We start from the raw sequence: 11543 nt of genomic DNA on the forward strand, positions 1-11543 counted from the left end.
ACACCCGGACGCCGATGTACATCATCGCGTTCAGCGTTGGTCTGAACATGGTCCTGGACCCTATCCTGATCCTGGGCGTCGACGGGCTCGTTCCTGCTTATGGCATCCTGGGAGCCGGAATAGCGACGCTGATATCGCGCAGCATTGGCGGGTTCGTCGCTCTTCACCTCCTTTTCCGAGGGAGAAGAACCCTGACCATATCGGTGTCTGACCTCAAGATAGAAAAGGACAGGGCCAAGCAAATCTTCAAGATAGGGATCCCTGCTTCAGTGGGCCACTCCATGGTCGCACTCGGGTTCGTGATAATGGTCGCCTTCACGGCGGGCATAAGCACGGAGGTGCTTGCAGCGTACGGCATAGGGGACAGGGTGATCGGTATCGTCTTCATCATCACAGGAGGTCTGACGGGTGCCGCGGTCACGATGATGGGGCAATGTCTCGGGGCGCAAAAGAAGGAAAGGGCCAGTAAGATTCTGTACAGAACCATGGCCTTGACAGCGGTCTTTCTGTTCATCTGTTCAGCCATCTTCTACGTCTTCAGAGCGGAGATCATCGGAGTCTTCATCGACGACGCGATAGTGATTGAAGAAGGGGCCAGGTTCTTCGCTCTATTCGGGCTCTCGATCGCGTTCTTCGGCATCTTCGCGACCGCCCAGTCTGCGTTCATGGCGTCGGGCCACACCGTTCCCACGATGGTCCTTGGTATTGTGAGACTGTGGATGTTGAGGATACCGTTCTCGTTTGTGTTGGCTTTCACGCTGGGCTACGGCGCTAGCGGAATCTGGATAGGAATGGCGCTAAGCAATCTGGTGAGTGCCATTCTGGCGGTCATCTGGGTTTCGCGGGGAACGTGGCAACGCAGTGTCATAGCGGAGCCGCCCAAAGCCAAGGACGTTGCGGAAGTGCTGTAGAAACCTTGAAGTCCAATCGGATTCTTCCCGGGAATGTGAACATCCGCGAGGCGATCGAAGACGACCGGCAGGGAGTGATGCGCGTTGCGAAGAGTCTCAGTCCGCGTTGGTTCGACAACATCGCCATTGGCACATCCATTCCTCGTGATCTGAGCGTTCACAGAACTCACGTGGCAAGAGAGGGCGGAAGAATCGTGGGCTTCATCATGCACACAACAGTGGACGACAAGGCGGACATCAAATGGATCGGGGTGGAGCCCGGGTCCCAGAGGAAGGGAATTGGCTCGGAGCTGTACGCGGTCGTGGAGGATGAGTTGAGAAGAGCCGGGGTCAGAGAGGTTCGCGTGGAGACCGTCGCCGAACTGACAGAATATGAGCCCTATGAGAGGACAAGGGCGTTCTACGAGAAGATGGGATTCCACGTGGAGAAGGTGAAGAGGACCAGAAGCGAGGAGACCGGTGAAGAGTTCCACATGGCCACGTACTTGAAGGTGCTTCCCCGCATGTGAGCTCGCATTCAGTCCGACCAGTCGCAGGAGAGGGCCCCGAGAACGGTCTCAGAACCTCTTCGGATCCGTGACGACATCGAGCAGGGCAGGTCCATCGTGCTCCAACACCTGCCTGAGGTCAGATTTCAGCCGTGAAGGGTCCTCTGTCCTCACGCCCAGCCCGCCGAAGGACGTCGCGAACTCGGCGAAGTTCGGATTCAGAAGCTCCGTGGAGTACTTCGGGTATCCCTCGGACCTCTGCTCGACGCTTATCATCGCAAGCTCGCTGTTGTTGAACACGATGACCTTGGCGGGGATATTGAACTTGACGGCTGTGGAGAAATCGCCCATCGCCATACTGAAGCCGCCGTCACCCGTCACGCAGACGACCTGCCTGTCAGGGGAGGCGAGCTTCGCTCCCATTGCTGCGGGAAAGCCGAATGCCATCGTTCCCAGATATCCTGAAAGAAGGACTCGCTGCCTCTTCGTTATGAAGCTTCTGCCGAACCAGAATGTGTTGTCCCCGGAGTCGACCGTGATCACCGCGTCATCGTCGACCAGCTCGTTCATCACCCGGATTATATACGGTGGCCTGATGGGCACGGCGCTTGGGTCGGCTTCCCGCTCGAGGCGCTCGAACCACTTCCGCCTCTCCGCGGACAGCTCTGACGAGAAGTAGTCGGAATCATTCCCCGAGCAGGCCTCCGTCAGCGCTGGCAGTGTCGGGGACATGCTGCCGAGCAGGGCGAGCCTGACCGGTGACCTCTTTGCCAGCATCATAGGATCGAAGTCAACCTGGACCGTTGGTTTCTCGGGGATGTCCGTCAGATCGGAGAAGGACGAGCCGAGGACGATGAGGAGATCGGCGTCCGACACGAATCTCCTCGCCATTGGAGTCCCCACCATCCCGAGGATGCCGAGGCAGTACTCGTGGTCCTCGGGTATGACGCCCTTGCCTCTGAATGTCGTGGCGATAGGCGCCCCGATCTTCTGCCCGAACCTGAGCAGGTTCTCCGACTCTCCCACGGATCCCCATCCTGCGATTATCACTGGCCTTTCCGCCTCGCCGATGAGCTTGGCGGCCCGCTCGATTCGTGCTTGAGGGGGCTTCATCTCCTTCGGAGCTATCATGCCCTCCTTGGGCGTCGGTTCCCCCTCGACCTCCTGAACCTGCACATCGTTCGGAACCGTCAGATGAGCCACTCCCCTTCTCGTTATCGCGTGCTTGAGCGCGAGCGTGACCAGCTCCACGGCCTGCTCCCCGGAGTTTATCGTCTTGTTGAACAGGGACACCGGTTCAAACAGAGCATCCTGGTCGATCTCCTGGAAACTCCCGGGTCCGATGTACTGGAGGCCCACTTGTCCTGTGATGGCCAATACGGGAGCACGATCCATCTTGGCGTCGTACAGCCCCGTCATGAGATTCGTTGCCCCCGGGCCTGCGATCGTGATGCACACTCCCACGTCTCCGGTGAGCTTGGCGTATCCCGATGCCATTACAGAAGCGGTCTGCTCGTGCCTGACGAGGATGAGGTCGATGTTGGGGTTCTTTCAGATGGCCTCTATCAGTCCCAGACAGGTATGTCCAGGGATTCCGAAGACATTCTTGACTCCCCACTCGACCAATTGCTCGACTATCAAATCGCCTACAAGCTTGGGCATTTCCGTCCCCTCAGGATAGGTCAAAGGCAAGGTTAGGATATAGAGGTTGCCCGCAGGCCTCAATCCCGCCGAATGCCTGCGTAGAACCCAGGGAATGGCTCGCGAATTTGAGGGCGTCCGGAAAGCGCGGTCACTGAAGATGCGAAAGAGCGCGCCCCTGCTCAATCTAAGAGATATCGTTCGCCCTCGACTCGATAGCGAGAAAAATGAAAAGTGAGGAAAAGGGGGTATCTATGGATACCCGCCGACTGTGAAGTCCTCTTTTCCTCTCTCGTATGTTCTCAACGAATAGTGCACGTTGTACTTACGCAGAACGTCATGGAGCTCGTGGATCTTCTTCCAGTACTCCTGCTCATTCTGCCAGTTCCAGGTCTCGTCCCAATAGTAGGCATAGTCGTACCTGCCCCACACGGGCTTCCAGCCGTAGTCCTTGAGGTCGGTTGATATCTGCTCGGGCTCAGCGCTAGTGGGACTCAGGCGCACTTCCACGTATGTTACGTATCCGCTCATGTATTTCACCTAGCCCTCCGACAATCGCACCGTTATTAACGTTTCCGTGACGATTATCGCGACGGATAACGACAGCCACGTTCGAACGGAGAGGGGCTAGTAGAAGTACCTAGCAATCTCGACGATGACGGCCGTGCCGATCGCCAAGCCAATGACGAACCATGGCGGAATCTTCAGGGCCTTGTCATCCTCCTGGTCAAAATACCTGATGAGGCCGGCCGCCGAATGGAACCCCTCGCCCTTCTTCTGCTTTGGCATCCACAGGTATCATTTGCCCGCAAATATAAATAGATTTCCAACGTGTTTCGCTCAGAAGGGGACGGAATGCGGGATGGATGTTGCGTGTGGCTGACTGGCTGACTGGCAATGTGTCAAAGTGGGCAAACTATAAATACGCAAGAGGGCAATCAACACACATCTTACGGGGGAGGTAAGACATGACAGATGATAACACAGTGTACATTGGAAAAAAGCCGACTATGAACTACGTACTCGCGGTGGTGACAGTGTTCAACTCGGGATCTGACGAAGTCATCATCAAGGCCCGCGGAAAGAGCATCAGCAGAGCAGTGGATGTTGCCGAGATCACCAAGAACAGGTTCGTGCAGGATACGAAGATAAAGGACATCCAGATCTCCACTGAACAGCTGACAGGAGACGATGGTCGGACGTCGAACGTATCCAGCATCGAGATATTCATAAGCAAGTAGCACTCAAAACCCCGACTGTCTCCGTGGGGAGGTGGCAAGTATCCAGCAAGCTGCTTGGGCTTTTCTCCCGAGCGGCCCAGCCGAGGTCGGAAACATACTTATATCGAACCCGTCAGTTCGAGAGGCTTGTCAATGGACGATATTACCAAGGAACTCATCACGGCGGCGGATTCGTCTGACTTCCGCTCATACCCGAAGGAAGAGGCCCTGTGCGATTCCTGCCTGGGGAGACTGTTCGGGCGTGTCGGGACGGGTTTCACGAATGCTGAGCGGGGGAAAGCCATCCGCGAAAGTCTCGACGTGCAGCGTGAAGGCCCCTGCTCGTTGTGCAGCGGTCTCATGGACGAGATTCCCAAGTTCGCCAGGCTCGTGGAGAGCGCGCTCTCGGAATTCGAATTCGATACGTTCCTCATCGGCTCCCGCACAGACCAGGACATAGTCGAAAAGGAGGAGACCTTGTGGTCAGACTTCCGGCTTGAGCGCGCAGAGCCTATCAAGGCAGAAATCAACAGGGAGACCGGCAAGATCGTGGAGGCCTCGACGGGAAAGGACGTGGACTTCGAGAGGCCCAACATCATGGCCATCCTGGACACGAGGTTCGATTTCGTACAGCTCCAGGTGAATCCTCTGTTCACGCACGGCAGATACAAGAAACTGAAGAGGGGCATCCCTCAGACCAGATGGCCGTGCAGGGAATGCCTCGGAAAGGGTTGCGAGAGATGCAACAACACTGGCAAGATGTACGAGACGAGTGTGGAAGAGATCGTGGCAGCCCCCTTCATCGAACGGACCGGGGGAATCGGGGTCTCCTTTCACGGGATGGGGCGGGAGGACGTGGACGCCTTGATGCTCGGCGACGGACGGCCCTTCGTCCTGGAGGTGAAGGAGCCGAAGCGCAGGACCGTCGATTTCAGGGCGATCGAGGAAGAGGTCAATGCGTCAGGGATGGTCAGCGTGGACGGGCTCAGACCCTCCGACCGGAGGGAGATGGTGCAGATGAAGGAAGCCAGGCTCGACAAGACCTACAGCCTGAGGGTAACGTTCCAGGAGCCTGTGGAGAAAGAAAACCTTAATGAAGTAGTTAGGTCATTCAAGGGGACGGAAGTCGCTCAGAGAACACCCACCAGAGTGCTTCACAGAAGGGCAGACCTCCTCAGGCGGAGGAAGATCCTGGAAATGGACGTGACACTGCTCGGTTCGAAGACCGCGGAGATCGTCCTGACCGCCGAGGCGGGAACCTATGTGAAGGAGCTCGTCAGCGGGGACGGGGGTCGCACGACACCGAGTCTCAGCGGACTGCTCGGAGTGCCTGCCGCGGTGGATGAGCTCGACGTGATTCGAATACATGAAAGTGAGTGAAATGGGAAGAACCTCGAGAGGCCCGAGAAGAAGGACGCGAAAGAAGCTCCAGAAGAGAGCAAGGGAGAGGGGACTCTCTCCAATAACGAGGCGCTTCGTGGAGTACGCGGAGGGGGACCTCGCGGACATCGTGATAGATCCGAGCGTCCAGAGGGGGCAGCCTCACCCACGATTCCATGGACTCACTGGAAGGATTTTGGCCAGAAGGGGAAGGGCGTACCTGGTGAGAGTGAAAACTGGGAACATGTTCAAGCAGGTCATCGTACGTCCTGAGCACTTACGTAAGTCTAGATAGGGGCGGTTGAACGTGGACGAGAAACTTTTGTCCCTTGGGGAAGTGAAGAAACTACTCGAAAAGGAAGCGAAGGTGAGGGAGCTCGCACCGGAACAGTTGCTGGCTCTTCAGCACACCGAGGCGTTCGCCAGACTGAGTCCCGCAAAGGCGAAGAAGCTCGTGAAGGAGCTGACCAAGCTGGAGCACGTGAGCGAGTTTCATGCCTACAAGATCGCAGATCTGCTTCCCACTCATCCGGATGATGTCAGGGCCGTGTTCGCGAAGGAACGGTTCACGCTCGGCAAGGAAGAGATCGAGAAGGTAATCAAGATCGTGGAGAACTACCTTTAGGGGGAGGGGCTTGGAGGACCACGCGCACATATTAGATTACCTTCCTCACGGACGACACGAGGGGTCGCGGTACAAGAGGGAGCCCGTCGCGTACGCCCTTGGCGAGGACGAGTTCAAGCTCTTCGAGCTTACGCCCAAGGAGAACGTACCGCTCACCGTTGGCGACAGGGTCTACATCGGGAAGGACATCGACAAGAGGGAACAGATACTCCACGTGAAGAGGAGGGTCAGCTACGACGAGCTCACGAACGCGGCGCAGAGCGAGCTGCCTTTCGTCATCGAGATTGTGGTCAAGATGAAGGAGGAGAAGTTCATCCAGTTCTACAATCACGCTCAGGCGATAACCACGAGATTCCACATGCTCGAGCTGCTGCCGGGACTCGGGAAGAAGACGATGTGGGCTGTCATCGAGGAGAGGAGGAAAGGGCTCTTCAAGAACTTCGACGAGGTCGCCAAAAGAGTCGCCAACATCCACAGTCCCGAGAAGCTGATAGTCAAGCGGATTGAGCAGGAGCTGTCCGACCCCGAGCAAAAGTATCATCTATTCGTCGCGAAATAATACTCGGCGGTGTTCAAGAAGGAGACGGGATTCGAGCTCGCCGCCCCTTGCGGCCTTTACTGCGGGAATTGCGAGATATTCAGGGCATTCCGGGACGACGATTTTGAGGCTTTGGCGGGATACGCGAAGGAGATGAACAGCCCGATCGACAGGGTCAAGTGCGAGGGTTGCAGAAGCGACTTCACGATGTTCTGGTGCCCCGAGTGCGAGGTCAGGCGGTGCAATGAGGAGAAGAGCGTGTCCTTCTGCTTCGAGTGTGAGGACTTCCCATGTGTGCGTCTGATCGAGTTCGAAGACCAGGCCCCCCACCATTCGCTGTGCATCGAGAACCTGGAGAGGATGACCGAGGTTGGCATAAGCGCGTGGCTTGAGGAGCAGGATGAGTTGTGGAGGTGCTCTCGTTGCAGGACCAAGGTGACCTACTACACGGAGAAGTGCCCTAACTGCTCGAACGAGATTGCGGAGGAGCGGTCCCGGCCCTTGACGGATCGCTCATGTTGACTTGAGAACGCAGTTTCACACACCTCCTCCGCCAATGTTTATGAGGTCGCTGAGGATATGGAAATCGGAGATGCTCCCTGATTCAGATCTTGTCTTCCAGGATTCGAAGAGCGTCAGGAAGAGCTCGCTCTGCATACTGTGCAAGGGTTCGAGGAAACTGTGCGGGAAGAGCAGATGCCCCCTTCTGGTGAAGTACTACCACCGATCGAAGGTCATGCCCTTGCTCGACAGGCTCGACCTGGACGGGTCGTCCCCTCCTAGCGTCTTTGTGGGCCGACTGGGCTATCCCAAAGTGTACGTCGGACCGATGGTCCCTCCGGTCCACGGGGACACGGAGATCCTCGACCTTCCGGAGAGGTGGTTGAACAAGAGCATGGATGACATCATCAACTACAGGTTTCAGCTCGTCAGGGGGATGCACAGAACGTCCGTTCACGAGCTCGAGAATCCGGGCAGGATAGTGGACCTCACGAGGGAACTCGCCATGGCCACGTATTCAACGGATGTGGAGGCCGAGTTCACCAAGAAGCCCTCGGGGAGGCTTGTGCTCGACGACTCCAGTCAGCCCATGGGACCCTCGGCACCGCTCAAGGGATTCAACGTCGACAACCTGAGGATCGACAGAAGGATCGACCGGGCCCATAGCGACCACGACCTGCTGGCCAAGGATGCCGTCATAGAGCTGCATCAGCAGGGGATCCCGGTGACGAAGATACAGAGAGCCTTCAGCGTTGGGGCCTTCGGTGTGAGGAAAAGGAGGAAGATGGTCCCGACGAGATGGAGCATCACGGCCGTGGACGATATCACCGGCAAGGAGCTGAGGGAGGTCGTGAAGACGTTCGGGACGATAGACGACTACCGCATCTACTGGTCATCCAGGCTCGACAACAGATGGGCCGTCCTCATGATGCCCACGAACTGGAGATATGAGCTCATTGAGGCGTGGTATCCCGAGACCGTTTGGAACCCTGCCAAGAACAGCCGCATATTGCTTATCAACGACTGGGAGGGATATGAGGGTCGGACGACATACGCGGACATCGGCGGATGCTACTATGCTGCAAGACTGGCGGTCTGCGAATCCCTTGTCGCGGAGAGGAGACAGGCGAGCACCGTCATTCTGAGGGAGGCCCATCCCGGCTACATCCTACCGGTGGGCGTGTGGAACGTGAGGGAGAACGTGAGGAACGCTCTGCGACAGACCTACGAGAGCTTTGACAGCCTCAGGAGCGCCCTGTTCTACATCTCGAAGCGAATGGCCATCCCGGTCAAGAGGTGGATAAGGAACAGTCATCTTCTGAAGGACAGGCTCTACCAAAGGAGGCTGGAGGATTTTGCCGCAGGCTAGCTCGAGGGAGTACCCGCCCCGCCCCATCCTCTCCGTGGGAGCCATCGTGGTTCGGGACGGCGAGGTCCTCATCGTCAAGCGAGGCGTGGAACCCGGGAAGGGCAAGTGGAGCGTGCCAGGTGGAGCGGTCGAGTTGGGAGAGACAGTCGAGGACGCGGTCGTGCGGGAGACCTTCGAGGAGTCCGGGTTGGACGTGGAGCCCCAGAGACTCGTTGACTACTACGACTATGTGGGGAGGGACTCCGACGATGGGATTAGGTTCCACTATGTCATCGTGTACTGGCTGTGCATGCACGCTGGCGGTAAGGCGAGACCTTCCTCCGACGTGACCGACACCAGATGGATTCGCTTCGTGGAGCTCGGGGATTTCGACATCACGAAGGGCACCCTGAAGATGCTCCGAAAGGTCGAGAGGGAGCTGAGCGGGGGCGACCATGAAGATTAGAGAGGTCAAGTGCAAATCCGCCCTATCACGCTCCCGTCTTCCTGGACTGGTCTACGCGCTCAACCCGTACAGGGGCTGCTCTCACGGGTGCAAGTACTGCTATGCGAGCGCGGTTCTGCGGGAGACGCGCCCCTGGGGCGAGTTCGTCGACGTCAAGAGGAATGCTCCGACGATGCTCGCGAAGGAGCTCAGGACCAGGGAGAAGGGCATCGTTGGGATTGGAACGGTGACCGATGCGTATCAGCCGCTGGAGGAGAGGTTCGAGATCACGAGGATGTGCCTGGAGCAGCTGCTGCGTCACGGGTTCCCGGTGAGCATACAGACGAAATCGTCCCTGATCCTGAGGGACACGGATCTGCTCTGCGAGTTCGAGGAAGTGGAAGTGGGATTCACGCTGACTACGCTTAACGAGAAATGGAGAAGAGCGTTCGAACCCGGAGCCTCGCCATCCAAGGACAGGCTGGTGGCGATGAGGGACCTCTCTTCACGGGGGATAAGGACCTGGGCCTTCATCGGACCCATACTTCCTCGGGTGACGGAGAGGGACATAGAGGGGCTCCTCGATGGCATAACGGATGCGGGCGCATCCGAGGTACTGGTCGACAAGCTGAACATGAAGAGAGACACCTGGGCGAAGCTCAGACCTGTCCTTGAGGAGCACGGGATGGAGGGGGAGTGGCGGAACCTCGTCCGCGACAAGGCGTATTTCGACAACGTCGTGGACCGGATATTCGGCTCCTGCGAAACGAAAGGGATTAATTGCCTGAGTGCCTTCTGATGCGCGTGGAAATCAAGACCGTACACATCTTGTTAGTGATCGCGGCCGTCATTGTTGCCGCCGGAGCGTGGGTATGGGCGTTCTACGAGCTGCCCGAGCCGGAAGTGTGTGAGGGCTCGACATCAGGAACCTACTTGGGTTCCTTCTACGTCAACGAGGCAGGCAGCCCGAAAGGAGACTCCAACTACACCGCAACATACATTGCGAACTTGACGACAATGAACGGTGTTGGTGCCCTCTTCCTCGTGTATGTCTCAGGCGATGGCGACCAGCTCGCGAAGCTCATGTTCAACGTGAGCGGTTGCTGCGCCGCCGAAGAAGATGCTATCAAACTCACACTCGAGGGGAACGATATCACCTTGGATTGGATCGCGGAGGACCTTGTGTGGGAAGGGAACTACAGCAATCACTTCATTGCCTCCTGGGGGCCAGAGGCCGATCCGGAGGAGGATCGCGGCTCGATTCTCGCCCACTACTTCCCGGGATTGGCTGAGGACTACTACGTGGAGCTCAGGCTCGAACCCCCGTAACGGATGGGGATCGATGGTCGAGAGGTTGAGGTTCAGACCCAAGGCAAGGGGCATCCTTTGCGTCCGCCCGCTCTGGAACGCGCTGCCGATCCATCGCGTGTTCTATACTCCCTCGAGCGAGCGCGATGTCTTCGTCGATCGAATGGATGACATCCGGGCGTTGATGACGGTGGGGCGGCTTTCGCCCCGCATCGTGTCCATGGCGGGTACAAACGAGAAGGCTCTCCGAACTCTGCTCGACGACCTCGAGGGGCGGGAAGGAGTACAGGTTTCATGCCCTCGACGCACGAACCGCCGACCTGGTCCGACAGAGCTTTGACGTCCAGAGCGACAACCCTTCCTGGTTCTACACGCTCGAAAGGAAGGACTTCGTTGGTGACATCGGACACGAAGTGTCCCCGCTCGTGCCAGAGGACGCCGAGACCATCAACGAGCACTGGAACCCGGGAGAGGATTCCGCACGTTACATCCAGAGCCGGATAGAGAAGGGTCTTGCATTCGGGATGAGGGTGGATGGTGAGCTCGTCGCCTGGGATGCGACCCATCTCGAGACGGACCGGGCGATCATGGTCGGCCTCCTTCACGTCATGGAGAGATTCAGGAAGAGAGGCTACGCGAGGTCGATAACCACGACGATGATCAACGCTGTCTTCGAGAAGGGCAAGACGCCGATAGGCCATGTATTCAAGGACAACGAACCTTCCTTGAGGCTTACGGAGGAGATGGGCTTCAGAAGGAGGGGAGAACACACCTGGATGAGGGCAGTAAGCCCATGAGGATCGTCCCCTTGGCCGCTGACAGCATGGGCGCGAGGAGCATGTGCACGCTCGTCGAGACCGAGGACTGCAGCATCCTGATCGACCCGAACGTGCGCCTGGGTCCCCACAGATACGGTCTGCCTCCGCATCCATCGGAGAAGAGGAGGAGGGCGGAGCTGTGGAGAGGGATCAGGGACAAGGCGAAGAGGGCGAAGGTCTTCACCGTCAGCCACTACCACTACGATCACCACAACCCGGATGCTCCGAGCATGTTCCGGGGCAAGATCGCGCTGCTGAAGGACTACGAGAAGAAGACCAACACGAACCAGGGGAACAGGGGTCGGAGGTTCGCCAACAAG

General features: G+C 57.7%; 18 protein-coding genes. 15 read left to right on the forward strand and 3 right to left on the reverse strand.

The window, feature by feature from the left end:
- On the forward strand, window positions 1–911 hold a 911-nt coding region (locus LN415_08715; GenBank protein MCJ2557167.1), incomplete at its 5' end, for an MATE family efflux transporter.
- A gap of 5 nt (window positions 912–916) precedes the next feature.
- A complete protein-coding gene (locus LN415_08720; GenBank protein MCJ2557168.1) occupies window positions 917–1420 on the forward strand; it encodes a GNAT family N-acetyltransferase in 504 nt (167 codons plus the stop codon).
- 48 nt (window positions 1421–1468) lie between these two features.
- Here the strand turns inward: LN415_08720 and LN415_08725 are convergent, their stop codons facing one another.
- The 3 genes from LN415_08725 to LN415_08735 form a co-directional block, all read right to left on the reverse strand.
- Complete coding sequence (locus LN415_08725; protein MCJ2557169.1) at window positions 1469–2938, reverse strand: thiamine pyrophosphate-binding protein; 1470 nt, start codon at window positions 2936–2938, stop codon at window positions 1469–1471.
- A gap of 354 nt (window positions 2939–3292) precedes the next feature.
- On the reverse strand, window positions 3293–3571 hold the full coding sequence (locus tag LN415_08730) for a hypothetical protein (GenBank protein ID MCJ2557170.1): 279 nt from the start codon (window positions 3569–3571) through the stop codon (window positions 3293–3295).
- A 96-nt stretch (window positions 3572–3667) separates the two neighbouring features.
- Window positions 3668–3829 carry a preprotein translocase subunit Sec61beta gene (locus LN415_08735; protein ID MCJ2557171.1) on the reverse strand — a complete coding sequence of 54 codons (162 nt, stop codon included), beginning with the start codon at window positions 3827–3829 and terminating at the stop codon, window positions 3668–3670.
- Between the two features lie 179 nt (window positions 3830–4008).
- On the opposite strand from LN415_08735, the gene albA reads away from it, so the two are divergent.
- The 13 genes from albA to LN415_08800 form a co-directional block, all read left to right on the forward strand.
- Window positions 4009–4281, forward strand: a complete 273-nt coding sequence (albA, locus tag LN415_08740; GenBank protein MCJ2557172.1) for a DNA-binding protein Alba — start codon at window positions 4009–4011, stop codon at window positions 4279–4281.
- A 132-nt stretch (window positions 4282–4413) separates the two neighbouring features.
- Entirely contained in the window at window positions 4414–5640 is a 1227-nt protein-coding gene (locus tag LN415_08745; protein MCJ2557173.1) for a tRNA pseudouridine(54/55) synthase Pus10, read from the forward strand.
- 1 nt (window position 5641) lies between these two features.
- Window positions 5642–5935: a 50S ribosomal protein L21e gene (locus LN415_08750; GenBank protein ID MCJ2557174.1), complete on the forward strand. Its 294-nt coding sequence runs from the start codon at window positions 5642–5644 to the stop codon at window positions 5933–5935.
- Between the two features lie 12 nt (window positions 5936–5947).
- Window positions 5948–6265 (forward strand): RNA polymerase Rpb4 family protein, encoded by a 318-nt coding sequence (locus tag LN415_08755; GenBank protein MCJ2557175.1) that lies wholly within the window; start codon window positions 5948–5950, stop codon window positions 6263–6265.
- Window positions 6266–6275: 10 nt separating this feature from the next.
- Window positions 6276–6824, forward strand: a complete 549-nt coding sequence (locus LN415_08760) for a DUF655 domain-containing protein (GenBank protein MCJ2557176.1) — start codon at window positions 6276–6278, stop codon at window positions 6822–6824.
- 9 nt (window positions 6825–6833) lie between these two features.
- A complete protein-coding gene (locus LN415_08765; protein ID MCJ2557177.1) occupies window positions 6834–7325 on the forward strand; it encodes a DUF3795 domain-containing protein in 492 nt (163 codons plus the stop codon).
- A gap of 70 nt (window positions 7326–7395) precedes the next feature.
- Window positions 7396–8673, forward strand: a complete 1278-nt coding sequence (locus tag LN415_08770) for an Nre family DNA repair protein (protein MCJ2557178.1) — start codon at window positions 7396–7398, stop codon at window positions 8671–8673.
- Window positions 8660–9118: an NUDIX hydrolase gene (locus tag LN415_08775; protein ID MCJ2557179.1), complete on the forward strand. Its 459-nt coding sequence runs from the start codon at window positions 8660–8662 to the stop codon at window positions 9116–9118. The genes LN415_08770 and LN415_08775 overlap by 14 nt, the downstream gene beginning before the upstream one ends.
- Window positions 9108–9896, forward strand: coding sequence for a radical SAM protein (locus tag LN415_08780; GenBank protein MCJ2557180.1), 789 nt, complete (start codon window positions 9108–9110; stop codon window positions 9894–9896). Before LN415_08775 ends, LN415_08780 begins: the two co-directional genes overlap by 11 nt.
- Window positions 9878–10426 carry a hypothetical protein gene (locus LN415_08785; protein ID MCJ2557181.1) on the forward strand — a complete coding sequence of 183 codons (549 nt, stop codon included), beginning with the start codon at window positions 9878–9880 and terminating at the stop codon, window positions 10424–10426. The genes LN415_08780 and LN415_08785 overlap by 19 nt, the downstream gene beginning before the upstream one ends.
- Window positions 10427–10439: 13 nt before the next feature.
- Window positions 10440–10745 (forward strand): hypothetical protein, encoded by a 306-nt coding sequence (locus tag LN415_08790; GenBank protein MCJ2557182.1) that lies wholly within the window; start codon window positions 10440–10442, stop codon window positions 10743–10745.
- 73 nt (window positions 10746–10818) lie between these two features.
- A complete protein-coding gene (locus tag LN415_08795; GenBank protein MCJ2557183.1) occupies window positions 10819–11202 on the forward strand; it encodes a GNAT family N-acetyltransferase in 384 nt (127 codons plus the stop codon).
- On the forward strand, window positions 11199–11543 hold a 345-nt coding region (locus LN415_08800; protein ID MCJ2557184.1), incomplete at its 3' end, for a hypothetical protein. The genes LN415_08795 and LN415_08800, both read left to right, overlap by 4 nt.

The organism is Candidatus Thermoplasmatota archaeon (genome assembly GCA_022848865.1).
Lineage (GTDB): Archaea > Thermoplasmatota > Thermoplasmata > RBG-16-68-12 > JAGMCJ01 > JAGMCJ01.